Raw genomic sequence first — 23,278 nt, forward strand, 5'->3', positions numbered from 1 at the left:
GAGTCCGTGACGGCGGGCACTGACGGCGAGCCCGCCGACGTGGTTAATCATGATTAATCTTACAGAGAGGAACTCTTCATCTCGCAGCCAAGATCCCGCCTTATTGTGCACCTAACTGACGCGCCATCGAACCAAATGGGGAACCATTCATGGTGGACATGACAACCTGCGGTACGACGCGCGTCAGCGTGCCGCTTCTCGCTTCGCTGGCGCTTTTCGGATCGGTCGCCGGCGCCCAGGCGCAGGCGATCGGGCCCGACTTCGCCGACATGGTCGAGCAGGTGCTGCCGGCCGTGGTGCATGTGGCGGTCGAATCGCGGCAGACCGGCGTGTGGAACCCGGGCGGCGGGATGCCGGGCCAACCCGGGCCGTTCCGTTTCGGCCCGTTCGACCGGTTCGACGCGCCCGACGGCCCGGAATTCGACGACCGCGGCGGGCCGCGGGCGGTGATGGCTCCGGCTCCGGCTTCATCATCGACGCCGAAGGCTACATCGTCACCAACAACCACGTGGTCGACGGAGCCGATTTCGTCGCCGTGACCCTGGCCGACGGTGCGGAATATGACGCGGCCATCGTCGGCACCGACCCGAGCACCGACCTGGCGCTGCTGAAGATCGAGGGCGACGGACCCTTCCCGACTGTGGCCTGGGGCGACAGCGATTCGCTGCGCATCGGCAACTGGGTGGTGGCCGTCGGCGGCCCGTTCGGCCTCAGCGGCACCGTCACCGCCGGCATCGTCTCGGCAACCGACCGCGACCTGCATTCGGGTCCCTATGACGACTACATCCAGTTCGACGCGCCGATCAATCCGGGTAACTCCGGCGGCCCGGTGTTCGATGTCTCCGGCCACGTGATCGGCGTCAGCACCGCCATCGTCAGCCCCAGCCGGGGCAGCGTCGGCATTGGCTTCGCCGTGCCGGCGTCGATCGCCGAATCCGTCATCGATTCGCTGTTGAACGACGGCGTGGTCGAGCGCGGTTTCCTCGGCGTGCAGATCCAGGAAGTGACCGACGATCTCGCCATGGCGCTGGGCCTCGACGAACCCACCGGCGCGCTGGTCGCCGACGTGCGGGCCGGCACGCCGGCGGAACTGGCGGGCGTGCAGGTCGGCGACCTGATCACCGGCTTCGACGGGCATGCGGTCGAGCGGATGCGCGACCTGCCCCGGCTGGTGGCGGCGACGGCGCCGGGCGCCACGGTGGACATGCAGGTGCTGCGCAACGGCGAGGCGATCGTGCTGCCGGTGACGGTCGGCACCCTCGATGCCGCCGGCCAGCAGGCGTCGGCCGAGCCGCCGGCGCAGGGCATGCTGCTCGGCCGGCTGGGCCTCGCCGTGGCGCCGGCCGAGGACTATGGCTGGCGCGGCCAGGACGGCAAGGCGCGCGGCCTGGTGATCACCGAAGTCCGCCAGGATTCGGCGGCGGAAAAGGCCGACCTGCGCACCGGCGACGTGATCCTGGCCGTGGGTGGCCACGCCGTGGAAAGCGCAGAGGATCTGGCCACCGCGATCGGCGCGATCGCCGGCGAGGAGGGCCGGTCGGTCGCGCTGCTGATCGAGCGCGATGGCGACCGCCGCTTCGTCGCGCTGCCGGTCGACGCCTCCTGACGGCGTGACCCATGCGGTGCCGGCGGGGCTGCATTGCCCGCCGGCGCCGGCCTCCCGCCCGGCGGCACAGGGCCGCGTCGGGCGGGTCAATCGAACCGAGACCGGCGTCGGCGCAGGCCGACGCCTAGCAGGGGATGCTGCCATGCGCATGCTGGTGATCGAGGACGACAAGGAGACCGCAGCCCATCTGGTCAAGGGCATGAGCGAATGCGGCTACGTGGTCGACCGTGCCAGCACCGGCCAAGAGGGGCTGACCATGGCCCTGTCGCGGCGCTACGACGCGATGATCGTCGACCGCATGCTGCCGGGCCTCGACGGCCTGTCGATCATCTCCAAGATCCGCGAGGAGGGACGGACCACCCCGGTCCTGATCCTCAGCGCGCTCGACAAGGTCGACGAGCGGGTGACCGGGCTGCGCGCCGGCGGCGACGACTATCTGACCAAGCCCTATGCCTTTTCCGAGCTGCTGGCCCGGGTGGAATCGCTGATCCGCCGGTCTGAGCAGGCCGGCGCCGAGGCGACCAACCTGACCGTCGGCGACCTGGAAATGGACCTGCTGGCGCGGACCGTGAAGCGATCCGGCCAGACCATTCATTTACAGCCGCGCGAATTCCAGCTTCTGGAGTATCTTATGCGCCATGCCGGACAGGTCGTGACGCGCACGATGCTGCTCGAGGGTGTTTGGAACTACCACTTCGATCCGCAGACGAATGTCATCGACGTCCACATCAGCCGACTACGCCAGAAGGTCGACAAGGGATTCGACACGCCCATCCTCCACACCGTCCGCGGCGCCGGCTACAGGCTCAGCATCCAGGGTTAGGCTGTTCCGGACCACCGCCTTCCGCCTGGCGCTGGTCTACATCACGGTCTTCGGCACGTCGGCCCTGATTCTGGTCGGGCTGGTCTACTGGATCACGTTCAATTTCGTCGAGCGGCAGACGGTCGACACCCTGATCGCCGAGATCGAGGGGCTGGTCGAACACCCGAGCCTGGCCAACATCGACGAGTTCACCGACCTGATCGGCCGCCGCAGCGCGCCGGAAATCAGGGGCGACCGCATCTATGTGCTGACCAACCCCGACTACACCGTGCGCGCCGGCAACCTGGATGCCTGGCCGAGCGTGCCGGAGGACGTCGACGGGCTGGTCCGGTTCACCATCCTGCGCATCGAGGACGGCAAGGAGGTGATCCACCCGGTCGAGGCGATGACCGTGCTGCTGCCCGGACGCTATCGCCTGCTGGTCGGCCGCGACATGAACGAGCGCGTCGCGGTGCAGACCATGCTGCAGGAGTCCTTCGGCTGGCTGCTGATCGTGACGCTGAGCCTGGGCCTGGCCGGCGGCGTCTTCGTCAGCCGCCGCATGCTGGGCCGGGTCGAGGCGATCAACCGTACCACCGAGCGGATCATGCAGGGCGACCTGCACGAACGCATCGCGCTGAAGGGCGCCGACGACGAGTTCGACGAGCTGTCGTCCAATCTCAATGCCATGCTCGACCAGATCGAGCGGCTGATGGCCGGCATGCGCGACGTGACCGACAACATCGCCCACGACCTGCGCAGCCCGCTGACGCGGATCAAGGCGCGGCTGGAACAGGTGCTGACGCGCGAGCGCACGCTGGAGGAATACAAGTCGGCGATCGACCAGGCGATCCTCGACGCCGACCGCCTGCTGGGCGTCTTCTCCGCCCTGCTCAGCATCGCCACGGTCGAGACCGGGGCCTTGCAGTCGGAGCTGAAGCCGGTCGACCTCAACGACCTGGTGCAGGAGGTGGCCGAGCTCTACGAACCCGCGGTCGAGGATGCCGGCATGATGATGATCGCCCGCAGCCGGCCGGGCGCGATCATCAAGGGCCACCGCCAGCTGCTGATGCAGGCGATGGCCAACCTGATCGACAACGCGATCAAATATGCCGGCGGCAGCCAGCGGGTCGACCTGGTGGTCTCGCAGCACGGCCACGAAGTTGACTTCTTTGTCGGCGACAACGGCCCCGGGATACCCGAGGACAAGCGCGAATATGTGCTGCAGCGTTCGGCCAGGCTGGACCCGGCGCGCTCGACCGTCGGCAACGGGCTCGGCCTGGCTATGGTCGCGGCCGTTGCCAAGCTGCACGGCGCCGCCCTGACCCTGGAGGACAACGAGCCCGGACTCCGGGTCCGGATGTCGTTCCGCCGCATGGAGAGCGACGGGCAGCGCGAGCCGCGCACGCACAAGGATCGTGGCAAACCCGATGAATTGGCCTATGCCTCCTGACATGGCGTATCGCAGATTCGTTCGCAGCGCGGCCGACGCGGGCCGGCGCGCCGGTGCCGGGCTCGCTCTGGGCCTGGCGCTGGGCCTGGTCGCCGCCGGGGCCCATGCCGACGAGGCGGAGCGGCTGCAGCGCGCGCAGCAGATCCTCTCCGGCCTCGGCTACTACTCCGGCGCGGTCGACGGCCTTGCCGGGCCGGCGACCCGCAACGCGGTGCAGCGCTTCCAGGACGAGAACGGCATCACCCCCACCGGCCAGATCGACGACTACACCTGGGGGGTGCTGCAGTCGCGCGCCAGCGGCGTCACCGCCAGCTCCAGCAGTGCCGGGACAACTTCGAGCGACCTGGCGGAGGCGCAGCGCATCCTCGCCTCGCTCGGCTACGACCCCGGACCGGACGACGGTGCCATGGGATCGCGCACGCAGAATGCGCTGCAGGCGTTCCAGCGTGCCGCCGGCATCGTCGCCAACGGCCAGCTCAACCCGGAGACGCTGAGCGCGCTGCGCAGCCGCGCCGGCGGCGGGGGCGAGGACGGCGCCGCCGGGGGCGACCCCGACGTGCGCGAGGCCCAGCTGCTGCTGACCGCGCTGGGCTATGGCGACCTCGACGCCGACGGCGAGATGGGGCCGGCGACGTCGTCGGCCATCGCTGCGTTCCAGCGTGCCGAGGGGCTGAACCGCAACGGCCGGCTGACGCCGGCGACGCTTGAGCGGCTGCGCCTGCGCGCGCCGCACGAGCAGACCCAGACCGACCCGATGGTCGCCGACGCCCAGGAATGGCTGAAGCTGCTCGGCTACGAGGTCAATACCGCCGACGGCGTGATGGGGCCGGAGACGGTGCGCGCCGTCAGCCGGTTCCAGGCCGACGAGAACCTGCGCCGTACCGGCACAATCACGCCGGAGACGTTCGAGCGGCTGCGGGCGCGGGCGCGCGATGTGACCGACATCCCGCGCGAGAACCCGTTCATCGCCGAGGCGCAGCGCCTGCTCGCCGACGCCGGCTTCGATCCGGGCCCGGCCGACGGCATGAGCGGCAGCAAGACCGAGGAGGCGATGCGCCAGTTCCAGGCGGCCAACGGCCTGCGGGTGACCGGCACGCTGACCCTGGAGACCCTGAACGCGCTGCGCGGCGAGGACAACGCGGCCACCCAGATCATGGACTTCTGGAGCCTGCAGCGCGCCCAGCAGCTGCTGCGCGAGCTGGGCTACCTGTCGGCGGCGGCCGACGGCGTGCTCGGCCCGGCGACGGCGACGGCGATTGCGCGCTACCAGGCCGCCAACGGGCTGGTCACCAGCGGCACGCTGACCGTGGAGACATACAACCTGCTGGAGGACCAGCGCGCCGCCCACCGCAGCACGGTGCAGAACGTGGCGATGGAGGCGTGGGACCATCAGTTCGCCGATTTCCCGGCCGACGCACTGTTCGAAGGCGCCTTCGCGGCGCTCGACCCCGCCAGCCATCCGATGCTGGCCGAGGCCGATCCGCTGGACCTCGAGGCCCAGTACGAGACCCAGCCCAACTTCGCCGGCCACTATGTGGTGCTGCAGGTCAATCTGTTGAGCGGCGTGGCGCCGCTGGCGGTGGTGATCGACTGCACGACCGGCGCGGCCGTCGCCTCGGTGTCGTCGACCTACGGCGTCGAGTTCCGGCCGGACAGCCGGTTGCTGGTGGCCGACCCGATCGACACGCCCGACGTGGTGCAGGAGGTCGAGCGCGGCCTCAGGGTGGCGCCAAGCTACTATGTGCTGGACGACGACGGCCGGCTCAGCGAGCTGCGCGAAGGCGGTTGAGGCTTCGGCTCGCGGTTCAGCCGAACGCCCAGTTGGCGAAGGCGATCAGTTCGTTGATCGCGAAGGTCCAGATCCAGACCAGGAAGACGATCCCGCCGATGCCGATCAGCCAGCCGAGCACGGCGAAGCGCCCGTCCTTCTCCAGCAGGCCGATGCCGAGCGCGGCCAGGCCATAGGCCGGCAGCAGGTTCGAGAACGGCAGCGGGGCGGCCAGCACCACCGCGAACACCATCGCGAAACAGCCGAAGAACACCTCGAACCGGCGCGACAGCACGCCTTCCATCGACGGCCGCGCCAGCCGCTCGACGCCGCGCAGCAGCGGCAGCACCTTGCCGATCGCCTTGTTGAACTTGGCGCGGCTGAACGCCTTGCGGCCGATCGAGCGCGGCAGGGTCGGGCGGTCGCGGCCCAGCGTCCACTGCAGCGCCAGGATGAACATCGGCACGCCGAACAGGGTGGACACGCCCGGGATCATCGGGATCGGCGGCAGGTTCGGGATCGCCAGCAGGATGAACAGCAGGCCGAACCCGCGATGGTGCAGGGCGGCCAGGATCTCGTCGATCGTGATGGTCTCGGGCTCTTGGTGCGCCACGACACCCTTCAGCACGGTCGAGGCGCTCTCGCTATGCTCGGTCGTCACGTCCTGCGGCCCGATCCCTGTCCTGCTGCCATGACCTGGCTGGATGAACTGCCGTTTAGGCTAGAGTTGTGGCACGGGCGGGGCAAGCGGTTCGCCGGGCCGTGCCGCTAAGATAGGTTGTGGTACGACCGGTACCAATCGATGAAGCGCGGGATGCCCTCGTCGATCGTGACCTTGGGGGCGAAGCCGAGGTCGGCCCGGCTCTCGGCGATATCGGCGAAGGTTTCGCGCACGTCGCCCTGCTGCATCGGTTCCATCCGCAGCTCGGCCTTGCGGCCGAGGCAGCGCTCGATCACCCCGATGAAATCGAGCAGCGCCTCGGCCCGGTGGTTGCCCAGGTTGTAGATCCGGTTGGCGAGCCCGTCCGAATCGGGCGGCAGCGGCCGCGTCAGCGCGCCGCAGATGCCGGCGACGATGTCGTCGACATAGGTGAAGTCGCGGCGCATGTCGCCGTTGTTGAACACCGGGATCGGCCGGCCTTGCAGGATCGCCTCGGTGAACAGCCACGTCGCCATGTCCGGCCGGCCCCACGGACCGTAGACGGTGAAGAAGCGCAGGCCGACGCAGGCGATGCCGAAGCTGTCGGCGTAGACCCGGGCGAGGTGCTCGCCACCCAGCTTGGTCGCCGCGTAGATCGACACCGGCTTGTCGGTGCACTGGCGCACGCTGAACGGGATGTCCTTCAGCGCACCGTAGACCGACGACGTGGAGGCGTAGACGAAGCGCTCCAGCCGCGGCAGCCGCCGCGCCGCTTCCAGCAGTACCAGCTGGCCCATGACGTTGCTGGCGACATAGGCGTAGGGGTCGACCAGCGAATGGCGCACGCCCGCCTGCGCGGCCAGGTGCAGAATGTGGCTGGCGTCGCCGTGCGGCTGCAGCGCCGCCTCGATCGCCGCACGGTCGGCGATGTCGGCCTCGACGAAGCTGAATCCCGGCCCTTCGAGCCGCGCCAGCCGGTCGCGCTTCAGCTTCACGCTGTAATACGGATTGAGGTTGTCGATGCCGACGACCGCATGGCCCTGGTCGAGCAGCGCCCGTGCCGCGTTCATGCCGACGAAGCCGGCTGCGCCGGTGACCACGATCTTCAAGCGCCGCCCCTTTCCGTCGACAATTCGCTGGAACAGGCGGGCCGATTACCATATCGAACGCTCACCGCAAATCCTGCCTCCGCGCCGGACATAACCATCGACCGCCGGGAAAGATGCATCCTTCCGACGAAATCATCGCCGTGATCGGGCTCGGCTATGTCGGCCTGCCGTTGGCGCACGCCTTCGGCGGCGCGTTCGCCAACGTCATCGGCTACGACATCGCGCCATCCCGAATCGACGAGCTGAACAGAGGATATGACAGGACCGGCGAAGTCGGGGCAGAGGCGCTGCGCGCCTCCACCGTGCGCTTCACCCAAGATGCCGCCGCGCTGGCCGAGGCGACCGCCTTTGTGGTGACGGTGCCGACCCCGATCGACGACAGCCGCCGTCCCGACCTGCGGCCGATCCTGTCTGCCTGCGACGCGGTCGGCAAGGCGATGCGGCCGGGCGCGGTGGTGGCGTTCGAATCGACCGTCTATCCGGGGTTGACCGAGACCGTGTGCGTGCCGCGGCTGGAGCAGGCCTCCGGCATGCGCTGGCGCAGCGACTTCGCCGTCGGCTATTCGCCGGAGCGGATCAATCCCGGCGACCGCGAGCACACCGTCACGCGGATCGTGAAGGTGGTGGCGGGCGACAGTCCGCAGACGCTGGACCGGCTATGCGCGATCTACGGGCCCGCGATCCCCGCCGGGCTGCACCGGGCGCCGTCGATCGCGGTCGCCGAGGCCGCCAAGGTGATCGAGAACACCCAGCGCGACCTGAACATCGCGCTGATGAACGAGCTGGCGATGATCTGCGACCGGCTTGGCCTGCGCACCGCCGACGTGCTGGCCGCCGCCCGCACCAAGTGGAACTTCCTGCCGTTCACCCCCGGCCTGGTCGGCGGCCACTGCATCGGCGTCGACCCCTATTACCTGACTGCGCGGGCGGAGCAGGTCGGCTACCAGCCGCACGTCATCCTGTCCGGCCGCCGGGTCAACGACGGCATGGGCGCCTATGTCGCCGACCGGGTGCTGCAGCTGGTGTTGCAGACCTGCGGCTACGGCCGCGCGCCCCGTGTCGGCGTGCTCGGCGTCACCTTCAAGGAGAACGTGTCCGACATCCGCAACAGCCGGGTGCCGGATATCGTCGCCCGGCTTCGGGCCTATGGTGCCGAGTGTCTGGTCCACGACCCGCACGCCGATGCGGCGGAGACCGCGGCAGAATACGGCATCGCGCTGACGCCGGACCTCGCCGACCTGCACGGGCTCGATGCGCTGGTCCTGGCCGTCGCCCATCGCGAATATCTCGCGCTGGGTGCCGGACGGCTGGGCGCGATCCTCGGCGGACGCGGCGTGCTGGTCGACATCAAGTCGGCGCTGGAACCGGACGCGGTCGGCGACGGCGTCGCCTACTGGAGCCTGTGACGCCGCACAGCGGCGCTACGCCGGCGGCTGCGCCGGCGGACTTGCGTCGGCGGCCAGCCCGCGGCCGATCAGGGCGCGGATCGCGGCGGCACGGGTCGGCATCCGGTTGGCAAAGCGCCAGTCGTCGATCAGGCCGAGTTCGGCCTCGCTCAACATCAGCTGGAACTTGACCGTCCGCACCTCGCGGGTCGCGTCTGCCATGCCTCGCCGCTCCGCCGGCCATTTTTCCATCAGTGACGTCAGTTCCATATCCTATGCCACCGGTGCCGCATCCGCCAGTCGCGGAGCTGGCGCAGGTCGCTCATGATATGGAACAGGACAATGAAGAACAGGTTGAGGTTCATAGTGTAGTGGTGCTGGTGCGTTATAATGATGAACAGGTCCATCTGACCGACGCGAGTTTGATTGATTACGACATCGCGAAGAATCATCATTGCTTCATCAAGTTTTCAATACTTGGAGGAAGCGATGAGCGCTACGTTGACTGTCGAGATTCAGGCCCTGATGCCCCGTCTTCTGGCCTATGCCCGGTCGATGACCCGTGGCGGCGACAATGCCGACGATCTGGTTCAGACCTGCCTTGAGCGGGCCCTGCGCAACATCAACCAGTTCAAGCCCGGCACAAATCTGCGGGCCTGGATGTTCACCATTCTGCGCAACACGCACATCAACGAGATCCGCCGCCGCGCGCGCTGGGCCGGCAGCATGGATTGCACCGAATGCGAGGACCTGTTCCCGGTGTCGGCGACGCAGGAGAGCCGGGTCGAACTGCGCGACTTCCGCCGCGCCTTCGCCAAGCTGTCGGACCAGGACCGTCGCGTGCTGACCCTGGTCGGCGCCGAGGGCATGAGCTACCAGGACGCCGCCGAGGCCCTCAGCGTGCCGATCGGCACCGTGCGCTCGCGTCTGTCGCGCGCCCGCAACCGGCTGCGCGAGCTGATGGACGACACGCCGGCCCAGGCGATGCCCGGCACCGGCGCCTACGTGCACTGAGCATCGCAGCGCTAACGCGATCGTCCGGCGCTTCCCGCGACGAGACCGTTCCCGCGCGCAGCCCCGTGCCGCTTACCCGACGCCGGCGTCCCCGCCGGCGTCGGTACGATGCAGGACCAGCCCGAACGGAAGCGGTCATGACTCGGAGCGCACGGCAGTAACGGATCGAATTTGTCGGAGATGATCGAGACCTAACACTGATTTCACCCTGCGGCGCATCTGCGCTGATTTGCGTAACACCGCAGAATCCTTCGGTTTTTTCCGACCGGATCGAGAGGTTCCGTCGCGGCGTCTGGCCGCCGTGTTCGTTACGATGTTTTAATTTTACCCGCCTGACCCGGCCGCTCTAACCATTTCGGGCCCCGGCTGCACAGCGGCCGCGGGCGCAAGATGGCAAGCAAAGAACAGGTACGGAGTGCAGGGGATGCGAGCTGGAGGCAGGGTCGGGCTGACGTGTGCCTTGATTGCCTTGGCGGGTTGCGTCCCGCAGCGTCCTCCACAGATTGCATCGCTGGAGGTCGGCGACATCGCCAGCGTCGGCACCGACGTGGTCTATGCGACCGAGGGTTCGTGCCAGGAGTTGCTGCGTGCCCGCGGCGCAGTGTTCGAGCCGAGCGAGTCCTTCCACACCGGTCGCGGCTGCGGCATCGACGAGCCCGTCATCTTCCGCACCGGCGCTGCCGAGCTGGGTCCGGACGCCGAGCTGGAATGCGAAATGGCGTTGAAATGGCTGCAGTTCGACCAGGAGGTCGTGCAGCCGCTGGCGCAGGAAGTGTTCGCGCAGCCGGTCAGCTACGTCCACCAGCTCAGCGACTATGCCTGTCGGGTCAGCACCGGCAACCGGGCCAAGCTGTCCCAGCATTCCCACGGCCTGGCGCTGGACGTGGCCGCGTTCGAGATGCCCGACGGCCAGACGATCAGCGTCGAGAACGACTTCTATGCGAGCAACAAGCAGGGCGAATTCCTGCGTCGGCTCGCCGAGCGCGCCTGCGGCTACTTCGACACCGTGCTGACGCCGAACTCGGACCGCTACCACTACAACCACTTCCATCTCGACCTGGGCAGCGGCGGAATCTGCAGCCTGTAGGTCCGGCCGTCGGCCGGCCGGCGGCCTTCATCCGCGGATGAGGCCGTCCAACGGCGCGACCGCGCCGGATTGCGGAAACACGCCGTCCGCCAGCACAGCGTCGGCGAGGCCCAGGTGGTCGCGCAGGACGCCTTTCAGCACGGCGCGCAGATCGGTCGTCGGCATGAGGTCGCGCCCCTCGTAGAGCTGCGCGGTGCCGAGGCCCGGCCAATCCGCCAACACCCGTCCGCCCGCCACGGCACCGCCGGCCAGCAGCATGGCGGCCCCGGTGCCGTGGTCGGTGCCGCGGGTTCCGTTCGGCACCGCGGTGCGGCCGAACTCGGTGACCGCGGCGATGCAGGTGCGTGCCCAGACTGCGCTGGCCGACGTGCGCAGGCCCGACAGCGCCTCGGCAAGCCCGGTCAGCGCCGTGGCCAGGCGTCCGTTGCCGGCGCCCTGGTTGGCATGGGTGTCCCAGCCGCCCAGCTCCAGCACGGCGATCCGCGGCCCGTCGGCCTGGGCCAGCAGCATGCCGGCCGTGCGCACGGACTCGGCCAACTGCGCACGCGCGCCGCCGCCGGCGCTGCCCGCCCCGGCGGCGTCGCCCAGCGCCATCGCACTTTCGAGCGATTCCCGGAACAGCGGGTCGTCGGCATACATCGCGGCGATCCGCGCCATCAGGTCGTCATCCGCGCCGGGCAGCACCGACGGCGACCAGGTGGTGACCGGCGCCGCGCCGCGCAGGATCAGCGGCGCCGACTGCGCGATCGCCAGCCCGGCCGGCCGCGCGGTCGCGCCCATCGCCGCCAGGGCGCGGTTGAGCCAGCCGTCGCCGGCGCCGTGCGGCATGCCGGTGCCGTTTTCCAGCAGGTCCTGGGCGTCGAAATGCGACCGCTCGCGATAGGGCGTCGCCACCGCATGCACCGGCAGCAGGGCGCCCTCGGCATACCAGCCGGCGAGCGGCGCCAGCGCCGGGTGCAGCCCGAAGAAGCCGTCCAGCGGCAGCGCGTCGTCGATGGCGAGGTCGCCGCGCAACCCGCGATAGGCGGGATCGCCGACCGGCGGCACCGCCGAAAGGCCGTCCATCGCGCCGCGCAGGATGACCACCACCAGCCGGCTCTCCGTCGGCGCATCGGCCAGCAGCAGCCGCGGCCGCGCGGCCATCGCGGCGCCGACACCGGCGGCGGCAAGGAAGCGGCGCCGGGACAGGGCATCGTCACCTCCTCTGGAACTCCGGGCTGGCGAGCAGCAGCGCGACGCCGTCGGCGACGCTGGGCGCCGATTCGACCGTGAACCGCGTCTGCGCCGACGCAACCGGCCAGATCGTCTGCCGGCCGATGCGGACCGGGCTGACCAGCACCGGCACGCGGCGGCCGACCTCGACCGCCCAGTCGATCCGCTTGCGCAGGGCGTCCGGGCCCAGCCAGTCCGCCGCCCGGTCGGGCCAGCCGGCGGGCGAGGGGGCGGCGAACGGGAACTGGCCCATCAGGCGCAGCGAGACCACGCCGCCCTCGGCCCGGCTCGCCGCGCTGAACGCGCGCAGCGTCGCCACCACGAAGTCCTGCGGGGTCTTCACCTTGGCCAGCGGATCGGCGAGGCTGGCGAACAGGGCGACGAGTTCCGCCGCCAGCGCGGCCAGGCTGCCGTCGCTGGCCAGATACACGTCGGCCAGCCGGGCGACGACGGCCGGCGGCGGATCGTCGGCGACGAAGTGGCGCGCCAGCTTGGCGGCGAGGTGGCGCGCGGTCGCCGGGTGGCGGGCCAGCGCGTCCAGCGCGGCGATCGCCTCGTCCTGGCCCGCTTCCGGATAGCGAACGCCGAGCAGGGTCTTGTCGCCGGGCTGATGGATGATCGGACGGTAGCGGAAGCTGCCGACATCGCCGTCGCCGGCACGCCCGATCGACCAGCCGGTCAGCATCTCGGCGAGCGCGCGGACGTCGTCCTGGCTGTAGCCGCCGTCGACGCCGAGGGTATGCAGTTCCAGCACCTCGCGGGCCAGGTTCTCGTTCAGGCCGAGGCCGCGCCGGCTGCCGACACGGCTGTCCGGGCCGATCGACTGGGCGTTGTCGAGGTAGACCAGCATGGCCGGGTGGCCGACCACCGCCTTCAGCATGTCGGCGAAGCGGCCGAGCACGTGCGGGCGGATCGCCTCGTTCTCGTAGGCGACCGCCGCGACGACGATTGCCGGCTTGGTGCTCGATACGGTGAAATGGTTCGACCAGAAGTGGACCAGCCGCTCGACGAACGGCGTCGCGGTCTCCACCGCCGCGACGGTCCGCGCGGTCAGGTCGGCCAGGTGCCAGTCGCGGCCCTGCTCGCGCAAGAATTCCTGCACCCGGCCGGCGCTCTCGTCGAGCGCCTCCAGCACGGCGCGGATGCGGGCGGCCGAGCCGTCCAGCCCCTGCAGTGCCGCGGGCAGCGCGGGCGGCGCCGAAAGCTGGCCGGCAAGCCATCCCGCCGGGTCCGGCGCAACGCGGTCCAGATCGCCCGGTGCCGGGCCCAGCCCGTAGCGCGTCGTCGCCAGGAACGCCCCGACGTCCGTCATCGCTGCCGGCTCCAGATTTCCACGGCCTCGGCCCGCATCTCAGGCGGCATATCCTGCATCGCCGTGACGAACATGGCGTGCAGCGCGACCTGCAGTTCCGTGGTCCTGCTCCGCACCGCGGCCAGCGCCGCGTCGAGCGCGTCCATGTCCAGCGGCTCGGCGCGCAGCACCGCCACCACGTCGCGCCGCGCCTGGCGCAGCGCGCGGTTCATGCCGGGGATGTCCGCGCCCAGCGTCTCGAACTCGTCGCGCAGGAAATCGCGGATCGGCGGCGGCAGGTTGCCGAGGATGCGCGCAAGGCCGGCGGTCTGCGCCAGTTCGGCCCGCGGCTGCTCGGGCGGGTGGGGGCCGTCATGGGGCCCGGGCCGCGTCAGGATCGCGCCGACGAAGAAGCTGTTGATGCACAGGGAGACCACCAGGGCCGCGACGACGATCCAGGAGGTCCGGCCGCTCAGCGTCATGCCGCCCCCGAATCGAGCACGAAGCCGAACAGCAGGTCGTCGAGCGTGCCGCCGGCGGCATCGTCGGGCGCGGCGACCTCGGTGCTTTCGGTCTGCGGCCACACCGTGTCCTGGGCGACCGCGCCGGCATAGAAGCTGATGGCCATCGATGCGGCGGCGCCGGCCAGCCCGCCGGGCCACAGCCACCACAGCGAGCGCGCCATCCGCCCGGCGCCGACCGCGGCACGGGCGGGCAGGGCGGCCATGATGCTGGCCCGCAGCCGGTCGGTCCGCGCGTCGGGCACGGCGCCGGCGAGTGCGCGGTCGAACGCCTCGGCCGCGCGCAGCAGCGCACGGGCGTCCGTGGATCGCGCGGTCAGCGCATGGGCCCAAGCCCGCTCCCGCGCCGGCCACCGGCCGAGGTCGGCGCCGAGGGCATCGAGCCGGTCCTGGAATTTGCTCAGTTCGCTCATCGCATCAGTCCGTCCCCGTCGCTTCGCCCCAGATGCCGCCCAGATCGTCGCGCAGCGCGCGCTTGGCGCGGATCAACAGCGATTCCAATGCCTTGACGCTGACCCCGATCACGTCGGCCGCCGCCTTGTTCGACAGGCCGGCACCATAGCACAGCGCCAGCGCCTGCCGCTGACGGTCGGGCAAGGCGGCGCTGGCCTTGGCGATGGCGGCGTTGCGCTGGCGCACCAGCAGGCTTTCCTCGGCGTCGGGCGTTTCGTCCATCGGCTCGGCCACGTCCTCGAGGTCGTCGTGGCGCGGGCGGCGCTTCTGGTCGATGGCGGCGTTGGTCACCACGCGGTAGAGCCAGGTGGAGAACGCCGCCCGCCCGGGCTGCCAGCGGTCGGCGTGGCGCCAGGCGCGGATGAACGCCTCCTGCACCACGTCCTCGGCGTCGGACCGGTTGCCGGTCATCCGGTAGGCCACCGCGAAGGCGCGCGCGCTGTGACGGTCGACCAGGCGCGCAAAGGCGCCGCGGTCGCCGCCGGCTGCCGCCAGGATCAGGCTGTCGTCGCCGTCGGCCGCTTGCTGCCGGTTCCGGTCCACCGCGTTGCCCAGCGCCCCGCTCAGAAGGCGGCAGCCGAATGCCTGGGCCCGCGCCTGCGCGAAGCTCATCCCGGCTGCCTTCCGCCCGCTGGCATGGCCGAGCGCGCGACACCGGTCAAGCGTGCGCCGTATTGCCGAAGATTCATACGGAACCTCTCCGCCCATCGCCGTCCGTGGGCTGATACGGGCGGCCGGGCGGAATCCTGCGCCGGAAAATGCGACGGGCGGCGCCGCGGCGCCGCCCTGACCGTGCAATCCGAAAGCGTGCCGGGGCGCCGCCCCCCGAGGTCACGCCGCGTGGTGCGAGACCGCGGGCATGCTGCCGGCATAGGGCTGGACGTTGGCGGCCAGCACGTAGCCGATGCTGCGCACCGTCTTGATCAGCACCGGGTCGGACGGGTCGGGCTCGATCTTCTTGCGGATGCGGCCGATCAGCACATCGATGCTGCGGTCGAACGGGCTCCACTCGCGCGACTTGGTTGCCGCCATCAGGTCGTCGCGCGACAGCGGCTTGTTCGGCTGCTCGATCAGCGCGCGCAGCAGGTCGAACTCGGCGCTGGTCAGGCTGACCCGCTCGCCGCCGACGCGGGTGAGCTCGCGCCGGGTGATGTCGATGACCCATTCGTCGAAACGCAGCACGGTCGACTTGCGATCGGACTTGCGGGTGTGGCGCACGCGGCGCAGCACGGTATGGACCCGCGCCAGCAGCTCGCGGCCCTCGAACGGCTTGACCACATAGTCGTCCGCACCGGATTCCAGCCCCAGCACGCGGTCGATCGTGGTGTCCTGGCCGGACACCATGATGATCGGCACGTCGCTGTCGGTGCGCAGCGCGCGCAGCTCGTCGACGCCGTTGCCGTCCGGCAGCCGGACGTCGAGCATGATCAGGTCGTAGGCGTGCTGGCCCAGCGCATGGTGCATGCCGCGCACCGAGCGCACCGTATCGACCTGGTGGCCGTCACGCTTCAGAAGGAACTCAAGGATTTCGCCGCTGGCCGGGTCGTCGTCGACGACCAGAACGCGGGCGTGGCGCTGGCTCATGGGAACCTCGGTGTCCGCTGTGGATTGCCTGTCTTATGTAACAATGCCGCGAATATGTTTACAGGGCATTACATTGTAAAAGAGAAAACTGATCGAATATTTGGAAATCGCTACGAATACTTGAAGTATTTATCCTGTATTTTCGGCAAATTTTCCGCGCACGCCGCGGTCGGCCGCCGCCGATCTGCGGCGTTGACAGCCGCGGCGGCTTTGGCTACACGCTGTGCCTCCGCAGGCCCACGGGCCCGAGCGGGGGTGTAGCTCAGTTGGTTAGAGTGCCGGCCTGTCACGCCGGAGGCCGCGGGTTCAAGTCCCGTCACTCCCGCCATTTTCCTTTCATTGCAGCCGTGGGTGTGCCGGTGCGCGCGGCACGGTGCCCGTGCCGCCGACCGTGCCGGTGCCGCGAGGCGGGCGGCGCGAACGCGTGACGTTTGACAGCGTGAGCGGGGCGGTGCAAAACGCACCCGCCGCACTCGCCGGCCGATGACCCCGAATCGAGGGCGCCAGGAAGCCGCGCCCGAAGCCTAGGTGATCGATGTCCGCTGAACTCCTGTGCGAATATCTGCCGATCGTGATCTTTCTCGGCGTCGCCATCGGCCTGTCGGTGCTGCTGGTGGCCGCGTCCTACATCGCCGCGCGCCAGAAGCCGGAGTCCGAGAAGCTGTCGGCCTACGAATGCGGCTTCGAGGCGTTCGGCGACGCCCGCTCCAAGTTCGACGTGCGCTTCTACCTGGTCGCCATCCTGTTCATCATCTTCGACCTGGAGGTGGCGTTCCTGTTCCCGTGGGCGGTGTCGCTGGGCGACATCGGCATGTACGGCTTCTGGTCGATGATCGTGTTCCTGGCGATCCTGACCGTCGGCTTCGTCTACGAATGGAAGAAGGGGGCGCTGGAATGGGAGTGAGCGCCGACCGCGCCCTGCCGCCGGGACCGGCCCAGGATGCGCTGCTCAAGGACGTCACCGATACCTTGCAGGACAAGGGCTTCGTGGTGGCGAAGCTGGATTCCCTGGTCAACTGGGCGCGCACCGGTTCGCTGTGGCCGATGACCTTCGGGCTGGCCTGCTGCGCGGTCGAGATGATGCACGCCTACATGCCGCGCTACGATCTCGACCGCTTCGGGGTCGTGCCGCGGCCGAGCCCGCGCCAGTCCGACGTGATGATCGTCGCCGGTACGCTGACCAACAAGATGGCGCCGGCCTTGCGCAAGGTTTACGACCAGATGGCGGAGCCGCGCTGGGTGATCTCGATGGGCTCCTGCGCCAATGGCGGTGGCTACTACCACTATTCCTATTCGGTGGTGCGCGGCTGCGACCGGGTGGTGCCGGTCGACATCTACGTGCCCGGCTGCCCGCCGACGGCGGAGGCGCTGGTCTACGGCATCCTTCAGCTGCAGAAGAAGATCAGGCGCTCCGGCCCGATCTCGCGCACCCTTTCGGCCTGAGCCTGCAACCGTCCGGGACCCTGTGATGGACCAAGCGCTGGCTGACCTCGGCGACTATCTGGCGAACGCCAAGCCCGATGCCGTGATCGACACGGAAGTGGCGCATGGCGAGCTGATGGTGCGCACGCCGCGCGGCCAGCTGCTCGACCTGCTGAAGTTCCTGCGCGACGACAGCAACTGCCAGTTCCGCTTTCTCAGCGACATCTGCGGCGTGGACTATCCGGCGCGGGACGAGCGCTTCGAGGTGGTCTACAACCTGTTGAGCGTGAAGCAGAACCAGCGCATCCGCGTGAAGGTGACCACCGACGAGGAGACGCCGGTGCCCTCCGCGGTCGGGCTGTACAGCACCGCCGGCTGGTACGAGCGCGAGATCTGGGACCTCTAGGGCGTGCTGTTCAGCGGCCATCCCGACCTGCGCCGGCTGCTCACCGACTACGGCTTCGAAGGCCATCCGCTGCGCAAGGACTTCCCGCTGACCGGCTATGTCGAGGTCCGCTACGACGACCTGCAGAAGCGCGTGGTCTACGAGCCGGTCAAGCTGACGCAGGAGTTCCGCAGCTTCGACTTTATGAGCCCGTGGGAAGGCGCGCACTACGTGCTGCCCGGCGACGAAAAGGCCGGGTGAACAGGGATAGCCGCATGGCCGACGACGTCGAGATCAGACCGTTCACCTTCAACTTCGGGCCGCAGCACCCGGCGGCACACGGCGTGCTGCGCATGGTCATGGAGATGGACGGCGAGATCGTCGAGCGGATCGACCCGCACATCGGGCTGCTGCACCGCGGCACCGAGAAGCTGATCGAGTACAAGACCTACCTGCAGGCGGTGCCCTATTTCGACCGGCTCGACTACGTCGCCCCGATGTGCCAGGAGCATGCCTATGCCCTGGCGGTGGAGAAGCTGCTGGGCATCGCGGTGCCGCCGCGCGGCCAGGCGATCCGGGTGCTGTTCGCCGAAATCAGCCGCATCCTCAACCACATCCTCAACCTGACCGCGTTCGGCATGGACGTCGGCGCGCTGACCCCGATGCTGTGGGGCTTCGAGGAGCGCGAGCGGCTGCTGGAGTTCCACGAGGCGGTGTCGGGCGCGCGCTTCCACGCCGCCTATTTCCGTCCCGGCGGCGTGCACCAGGACATGCCGGCCGGCATGGCCGAGGAGATCGGCCGCTACATCGAGACCTTCCCGAAGTTCATCGACGACATGGAAGCGCTGCTGACCGACAACCGCATCTTCCGCCAGCGTACCGTGGACATCGGCGTGGTCACCGCCGCCCAGGCGGCCGACTGGGGCTTCTCCGGCCCCTGCCTGCGCGGGTCGGGCGTGCCGTGGGACCTGCGCAAGGCGCAGCCCTACGACGGCTACGACCTGTATGATTTCGACATTCCGGTGGGCAAGAACGGCGACTGCTTCGACCGTTACCTGGTCCGGGTCGAGGAGATGCGCCAGTCGGTGCGCATCATCAAGCAGGTGGTCGAGAGGCTGCCCGACGGCCCGGTGCAGGTCGACGACCACAAGATCGCGCCGCCGCCGCGCGGCGAGATGAAGCGGTCGATGGAAGCCCTGATCCACCACTTCAAGCTCTACACCGAGGGCTATCACGTGCCGGCCGGCGAGACCTATTCCGCGGTCGAGGCGCCGAAGGGCGAATTCGCGGTGTTCCTGGTCTCCGACGGCAGCAACAAGCCCTATCGCTGCAAGATCCGCGCGCCGGGCTTCCCGCACCTGCAGGCGATGGATTTCCTGTGCAAGGGCCACATGCTCGCCGACAGCGTGGGCATCCTCGGCAGCCTGGACATCGTGTTCGGGGAGATCGATCGATGAGCGCGCGCACGCCGGCGCCGGCGGCGCAGCAGCCCGCGAGCTTCGCCTTCTCGAAGAAGGGAGCGGAGCGGGCCAGGCAGATCGTCGCGCGCTATCCGGAAGGCCGCCAGCAGAGCGCGGTGATCCCGCTGCTCGACCTGGCCCAGCGCGAGGCCGGCGGCTGGGTGCCGCGGGCGGCGATGGACCACATCGCCGAGATGCTGCAGATGGCGCCGATCCGGGTCTACGAGGTCGCCACCTTCTATTCGATGTTCAACCTGCGGCCGGTGGGCACCCACCTGGTCCAGGTCTGCCGTACCACGCCGTGCTGGCTGCGCGGCAGCGACGAGCTGACCGAGGCGTGCAGGCGCAAGCTTGGAATCGGGCTGGGCGAGACCACGGTGGATGGCGCGTTCACCCTGGTCGAGGTCGAATGCCTCGGCGCCTGCGTGAATGCGCCGATGGTGCAGATCAACGACGACTACTACGAAGACCTGACCGGCGCGGAGATGGAGCGGCTGCTCGACGATCTCGCCGCCGGCAAGAAGGTCAAGGTCGGCTCGCAGACCGGCCGGATCGGGTCGGAGCCGCCGGGCGGCGCGACCACGCTGGACGAGCTGCCGAACCCGCCCGTGGTCAAGACCCTGGCATTCGACAAGCCGGCCGAGCCGAAGCCTGCGCCGGCGGAGAAGGGCTGATGCTGCACGACCGCGACCGCATCTTCACCAACCTGTACGGCCAGCACGACTGGCGGCTGAAAGGCGCGCTGCAGCGCGGCGTGTGGGACCGCACCGCGGCCATCATCGCCAAGGGGCGCGGCTGGATCGTCAACGAGGTCAAGGAATCCGGCCTGCGCGGCCGCGGCGGCGCCGGCTTTCCGACCGGCGTGAAGTGGTCGTTCATGCCGCCGGACGAGCGGCGCGACGGCCGGCCGCACTATCTGGTGGTCAATGCCGACGAGTCCGAGCCCGGCACCTGCAAGGACCGCGAGATCCTGCGCTACGACCCGCACCGGCTGATCGAGGGTTGCCTGGTCGCCGGCTTCTCGATGGGCGCCAACGCGGCCTACATCTACGTGCGCGGCGAGTTCTACCTGGAGGCCAGCAACCTGCAGGCCGCGATCGACGAAGCTTACGACGCCGGGCTGATCGGCAAGAACGCCTGCAAGTCCGGCTGGGATTTCGACGTCTATCTGCACCGCGGCGCCGGCGCTTACATCTGCGGCGAGGAAACCGCGCTGCTGGAGAGCCTGGAAGGCAAGAAGGGCCAGCCGCGGCTGAAGCCGCCGTTCCCGGCCGCCTGCGGGCTCTATGGCTGCCCGACCACGGTCAACAACGTCGAGACGATCGCGGTCGCGCCCGAGATCTGCAAGCGCGGCGGCGCCTGGTTCGCAGGCATCGGCCGGCCGAACAACACCGGCACAAAGATCTTTTCGATCTCCGGCCACGTCGAGAAGCCCTGCAATGTCGAGGAAGAGCTCGGCATCCCGCTGAAGGAGCTGATCGAGAAATACGCCGGCGGCGTCCGCGGCGGATGGAACAACCTGAAGGCGGTGATCCCGGGCGGCTCGTCCACCCCGATCCTGCCGAAGGACATCTGCGACGGCGTGCTGATGGACTTCGACAGCCTGAAGGAGGCGCGGACCGGCCTCGGCACCGCCGCGGTGATCGTGATGGACCAGTCGACCGACGTGATCGAGGCGATCGCCCGGCTGGCGCATTTCTACAAGCACGAGAGCTGCGGCCAGTGCACGCCGTGCCGCGAGGGCACCGGCTGGATGTGGCGGGTGCTGACCCGCATGGTCAAGGGCAACGCCGAGAAGGCCGAGATCGACAAGCTGCTCGACGTCGCCAACCAGATCGAAGGGCATACCATCTGCGCGCTCGGCGACGGCGCCGCCTGGCCGGTGCAGGGGCTGATCCGGCATTTCCGGCACGAGATCGAGGCGCGCATCGCCGGTGCCGCCAAGTCGAAGGCTGCATGATGAGGGGCGCGTTCAGGGTGCGTTGCGAGGACGATCGATGCCGAAGCTGACGGTCGACGGAGTCGAGGTCGAGGTCCCGGCCGGCAGCACGGTGATGCAGGCCTGCGAGGCGGCCGGCGTCGAGATTCCGCGCTTCTGCTACCACGAGCGGCTGTCGATCGCCGGCAACTGCCGCATGTGCCTGGTCGAGGTGAAGCCCGGGCCGCCGAAGCCGCAGGCCTCCTGCGCGCTGCCGGCCGCCGACGGCCAGGAGATCACCACCAACTCGCCCAAGATCAAGAAGGCGCGGGAAGGGGTGATGGAGTTCCTGCTGATCAATCACCCGCTCGATTGCCCGATCTGCGACCAGGGCGGCGAATGCGACCTGCAGGACCAGACCATGGCCTATGGCGGCGATTCCAGCCGCTATCGCGAGAACAAGCGCGCGGTGCGCGAGAAGTATCTGGGCCCGCTGATCAAGACGATCATGACCCGGTGCATCCATTGCACCCGCTGCGTGCGCTTCATCTCCGAGGTGGCCGGCGTGCCGGAACTGGGCGCCACCGGCCGCGGCGAGGACATGGAGATCGGCACCTATGTCGAGAAGGCGCTGACCTCCGAGCTCTCCGCCAACGTGATCGACCTGTGCCCGGTCGGCGCGCTGACCTCGCGGCCCTATGCGTTCACCGCGCGGCCGTGGGAGCTGCGCAAGACCGAATCGGTCGACGTTCTCGACGCCGTCGGCTGCGCGATCCGGGTCGACGCCCGCGGGCGCGAGGTGATGCGCGTGCTGCCGCGCCTGAACGAGGAGGTCAACGAGGAGTGGATCTCCGACAAGACCCGCTTCGCCTGTGACGGCCTGCACTACCGCCGGCTCGACCGGCCCTATCTGCGGGTCGACGGCAAGCTGAAGCCGGCAAGCTGGGACGACGCGCTGGCCGCCGCCGCCAACGCGCTGAGCAAGGTCGACCCGACGCGGCTGGGCGCTATCGCCGGCGATCTGTGCGACGCGGAATCGATGTTCGCCCTGAAGCTGCTGATGGACGGGCTCGGTACCGCCAACGTCGACTGCCGGCAGGACGGCGCCGCGCTGGGCGGGCCGGCCAGGTCCGGCTATCTGTTCAACTCGACCATCGCCGGCATCGACCAGGCCGACCTGATCCTGCTGGTCGGCACCAACCCGCGCGTCGAGGCGCCGGTGATCAACGCGCGCATCCGCAAGCGCTGGCTGGCGGGCAAGCTGCAGGTCGCCGTGATCGGCCCGCAGGCCGATCTGACCTACGACTACGACTATCTCGGCGCCGGCACCAAGTCGCTGGCGGCGGTGAAGTCGGCCCGCGACAAGCTCCACAAGGCGCTCAAGGAGGCCGAGCGGCCGATGATCGTCGTCGGCCAGGGCGCACTGGCCCGGCCGGACGGCGCCGCCGTGCTGGCGCTGGCGCGCGAGATCGCCGACAAGGTCGGCGCGGTCAAGGACGGCTGGAACGGCTTCAATGTGCTGCACACCGCGGCTGCGCGGGTGGCAGGCTTGGACCTGGGTCTGGTGCCGGGCGAGGGCGGCCGCGCCGTGGCCGGCATTCTTGACGGCGCCGCGGCGGGCGAGATCGACGTTGTCTATCTGCTCGGGGCCGACGAGATCGACACGGCCAGTCTGCAGAACGCGTTCGTCATCTATCAGGGCCACCACGGCGACCGCGGCGCGGCGGTGGCCGACGTGGTGCTGCCCGGCGCCGCCTACACCGAGAAGCACGGCACCTACGTCAACACCGAGGGCCGGGTGCAGCTCGGCCGGCCGGCCGCCTTCCCGCCCGGCGAAGGCCGCGAGGACTGGAAGATCCTGCGCGCGCTGTCGGGCGCGATGGGGCGGCCGCTGCCGTTCAACGACCTGGCCGGCGTGCGCCGTCTGCTGGTCGAGACCTGCCCGACCTTCGCCGCGGTCGGCGCGGTCGAGCCGGCGGAATGGGGCGCGTTCGGCGCGGCCGGCGACCTCGACGACGCGCCTTTCGCCTCCCCGGTGGCGGATTTCTACCGGACCGACCCGATCAGCCGGGCCTCGAAGACGATGGCCGAATGCAGCGCCCTGCGCGCCGAGGGCGCCGCGGGGCGTCCGACCGGCACGGACGGCTAGAGCGGAGCTGACGCAGCGA

General features: G+C 69.5%; 23 protein-coding genes, 1 tRNA gene and 1 pseudogene. 16 read left to right on the plus strand and 9 right to left on the minus strand.

Annotated elements, in window-relative coordinates:
• Window positions 1-149 precede the first annotated feature (149 nt).
• The 5 genes from R3F55_17285 to R3F55_17305 all read left to right on the plus strand — a co-directional run bounded on the left by R3F55_17285 (window position 150) and on the right by R3F55_17305 (window position 5,650).
• On the plus strand, window positions 150-539 hold the full coding sequence (locus R3F55_17285) for a hypothetical protein (GenBank protein MEZ5669155.1): 390 nt from the start codon (window positions 150-152) through the stop codon (window positions 537-539).
• Window positions 491-1,606 carry a PDZ domain-containing protein gene (locus R3F55_17290; protein MEZ5669156.1) on the plus strand — a complete coding sequence of 372 codons (1,116 nt, stop codon included), beginning with the start codon at window positions 491-493 and terminating at the stop codon, window positions 1,604-1,606. The genes R3F55_17285 and R3F55_17290 overlap by 49 nt, the downstream gene beginning before the upstream one ends.
• Before the next feature lie 142 nt (window positions 1,607-1,748).
• Window positions 1,749-2,429: a response regulator transcription factor gene (locus tag R3F55_17295; GenBank protein MEZ5669157.1), complete on the plus strand. Its 681-nt coding sequence runs from the start codon at window positions 1,749-1,751 to the stop codon at window positions 2,427-2,429.
• A complete protein-coding gene (locus tag R3F55_17300) occupies window positions 2,317-3,861 on the plus strand; it encodes a HAMP domain-containing sensor histidine kinase (protein ID MEZ5669158.1) in 1,545 nt (514 codons plus the stop codon). The genes R3F55_17295 and R3F55_17300 overlap by 113 nt, the downstream gene beginning before the upstream one ends.
• 1 nt (window position 3,862) lies before the next feature.
• Window positions 3,863-5,650, plus strand: a complete 1,788-nt coding sequence (locus R3F55_17305; GenBank protein MEZ5669159.1) for a peptidoglycan-binding protein — start codon at window positions 3,863-3,865, stop codon at window positions 5,648-5,650.
• A gap of 16 nt (window positions 5,651-5,666) precedes the next feature.
• On the opposite strand, the gene R3F55_17310 is transcribed toward R3F55_17305, so the two are convergent.
• Together R3F55_17310 and R3F55_17315 are read right to left on the minus strand one after the other, a co-directional pair.
• The gene (locus R3F55_17310; protein MEZ5669160.1) at window positions 5,667-6,290 is read right to left on the minus strand and encodes an exopolysaccharide biosynthesis protein; all 624 of its coding nucleotides are present in this window, start codon (window positions 6,288-6,290) and stop codon (window positions 5,667-5,669) included.
• Between the two features lie 107 nt (window positions 6,291-6,397).
• Window positions 6,398-7,369 carry a GDP-mannose 4,6-dehydratase gene (locus R3F55_17315; GenBank protein MEZ5669161.1) on the minus strand — a complete coding sequence of 324 codons (972 nt, stop codon included), beginning with the start codon at window positions 7,367-7,369 and terminating at the stop codon, window positions 6,398-6,400.
• A gap of 122 nt (window positions 7,370-7,491) precedes the next feature.
• On the opposite strand from R3F55_17315, the gene R3F55_17320 reads away from it, so the two are divergent.
• A complete protein-coding gene (locus tag R3F55_17320; GenBank protein MEZ5669162.1) occupies window positions 7,492-8,784 on the plus strand; it encodes a nucleotide sugar dehydrogenase in 1,293 nt (430 codons plus the stop codon).
• A gap of 15 nt (window positions 8,785-8,799) precedes the next feature.
• Here the strand turns inward: R3F55_17320 and R3F55_17325 are convergent, their stop codons facing one another.
• Window positions 8,800-8,985, minus strand: a complete 186-nt coding sequence (locus tag R3F55_17325; protein ID MEZ5669163.1) for a hypothetical protein — start codon at window positions 8,983-8,985, stop codon at window positions 8,800-8,802.
• 267 nt (window positions 8,986-9,252) lie between these two features.
• Between R3F55_17325 and R3F55_17330 the strand changes: the two genes are divergently transcribed.
• Window positions 9,253-9,777, plus strand: a complete 525-nt coding sequence (locus R3F55_17330; protein MEZ5669164.1) for a sigma-70 family RNA polymerase sigma factor — start codon at window positions 9,253-9,255, stop codon at window positions 9,775-9,777.
• Between the two features lie 469 nt (window positions 9,778-10,246).
• A complete protein-coding gene (locus tag R3F55_17335; GenBank protein ID MEZ5669165.1) occupies window positions 10,247-10,864 on the plus strand; it encodes an extensin family protein in 618 nt (205 codons plus the stop codon).
• A gap of 27 nt (window positions 10,865-10,891) precedes the next feature.
• Here the strand turns inward: R3F55_17335 and R3F55_17340 are convergent, their stop codons facing one another.
• The 6 genes from R3F55_17340 to R3F55_17365 all read right to left on the minus strand — a co-directional run bounded on the left by R3F55_17340 (window position 10,892) and on the right by R3F55_17365 (window position 15,925).
• Entirely contained in the window at window positions 10,892-12,007 is a 1,116-nt protein-coding gene (locus tag R3F55_17340; protein ID MEZ5669166.1) for a DUF1501 domain-containing protein, read from the minus strand.
• A 52-nt stretch (window positions 12,008-12,059) separates the two neighbouring features.
• Entirely contained in the window at window positions 12,060-13,388 is a 1,329-nt protein-coding gene (locus tag R3F55_17345; GenBank protein MEZ5669167.1) for a DUF1800 domain-containing protein, read from the minus strand.
• Complete coding sequence (locus R3F55_17350; GenBank protein ID MEZ5669168.1) at window positions 13,385-13,849, minus strand: periplasmic heavy metal sensor; 465 nt, start codon at window positions 13,847-13,849, stop codon at window positions 13,385-13,387. The genes R3F55_17345 and R3F55_17350 overlap by 4 nt, the downstream gene beginning before the upstream one ends.
• A complete protein-coding gene (locus tag R3F55_17355) occupies window positions 13,846-14,301 on the minus strand; it encodes a hypothetical protein (protein MEZ5669169.1) in 456 nt (151 codons plus the stop codon). Before R3F55_17355 ends, R3F55_17350 begins: the two co-directional genes overlap by 4 nt.
• Before the next feature lie 4 nt (window positions 14,302-14,305).
• Complete coding sequence (locus R3F55_17360) at window positions 14,306-14,953, minus strand: RNA polymerase sigma factor (GenBank protein ID MEZ5669170.1); 648 nt, start codon at window positions 14,951-14,953, stop codon at window positions 14,306-14,308.
• 219 nt (window positions 14,954-15,172) lie between these two features.
• Window positions 15,173-15,925: a response regulator transcription factor gene (locus R3F55_17365; GenBank protein ID MEZ5669171.1), complete on the minus strand. Its 753-nt coding sequence runs from the start codon at window positions 15,923-15,925 to the stop codon at window positions 15,173-15,175.
• 251 nt (window positions 15,926-16,176) lie between these two features.
• Between R3F55_17365 and R3F55_17370 the strand changes: the two genes are divergently transcribed.
• From R3F55_17370 to nuoG, 8 genes and pseudogenes are all read left to right on the plus strand, one after another.
• Window positions 16,177-16,253, plus strand: a tRNA-Asp gene (locus R3F55_17370).
• A 207-nt stretch (window positions 16,254-16,460) separates the two neighbouring features.
• A complete protein-coding gene (locus R3F55_17375) occupies window positions 16,461-16,829 on the plus strand; it encodes an NADH-quinone oxidoreductase subunit A (protein ID MEZ5669172.1) in 369 nt (122 codons plus the stop codon).
• Window positions 16,799-17,368, plus strand: a complete 570-nt coding sequence (locus R3F55_17380) for an NADH-quinone oxidoreductase subunit B family protein (protein MEZ5669173.1) — start codon at window positions 16,799-16,801, stop codon at window positions 17,366-17,368. The genes R3F55_17375 and R3F55_17380 overlap by 31 nt, the downstream gene beginning before the upstream one ends.
• Window positions 17,369-17,393: 25 nt before the next feature.
• Window positions 17,394-17,993, plus strand: a pseudogene (locus R3F55_17385) (NADH-quinone oxidoreductase subunit C).
• 14 nt (window positions 17,994-18,007) lie between these two features.
• A complete protein-coding gene (locus R3F55_17390; GenBank protein MEZ5669174.1) occupies window positions 18,008-19,189 on the plus strand; it encodes an NADH-quinone oxidoreductase subunit D in 1,182 nt (393 codons plus the stop codon).
• Complete coding sequence (gene nuoE / locus R3F55_17395; protein MEZ5669175.1) at window positions 19,186-19,866, plus strand: NADH-quinone oxidoreductase subunit NuoE; 681 nt, start codon at window positions 19,186-19,188, stop codon at window positions 19,864-19,866. The genes R3F55_17390 and nuoE overlap by 4 nt, the downstream gene beginning before the upstream one ends.
• Complete coding sequence (gene nuoF / locus R3F55_17400) at window positions 19,866-21,152, plus strand: NADH-quinone oxidoreductase subunit NuoF (protein MEZ5669176.1); 1,287 nt, start codon at window positions 19,866-19,868, stop codon at window positions 21,150-21,152. Before nuoE ends, nuoF begins: the two co-directional genes overlap by 1 nt.
• Before the next feature lie 37 nt (window positions 21,153-21,189).
• Window positions 21,190-23,259 (plus strand): NADH-quinone oxidoreductase subunit NuoG, encoded by a 2,070-nt coding sequence (gene nuoG / locus R3F55_17405; protein MEZ5669177.1) that lies wholly within the window; start codon window positions 21,190-21,192, stop codon window positions 23,257-23,259.
• Window positions 23,260-23,278 lie beyond the last annotated feature (19 nt).

Source organism: Alphaproteobacteria bacterium (assembly GCA_041396705.1).
Lineage (GTDB): Bacteria > Pseudomonadota > Alphaproteobacteria > CALKHQ01 > CALKHQ01 > CALKHQ01.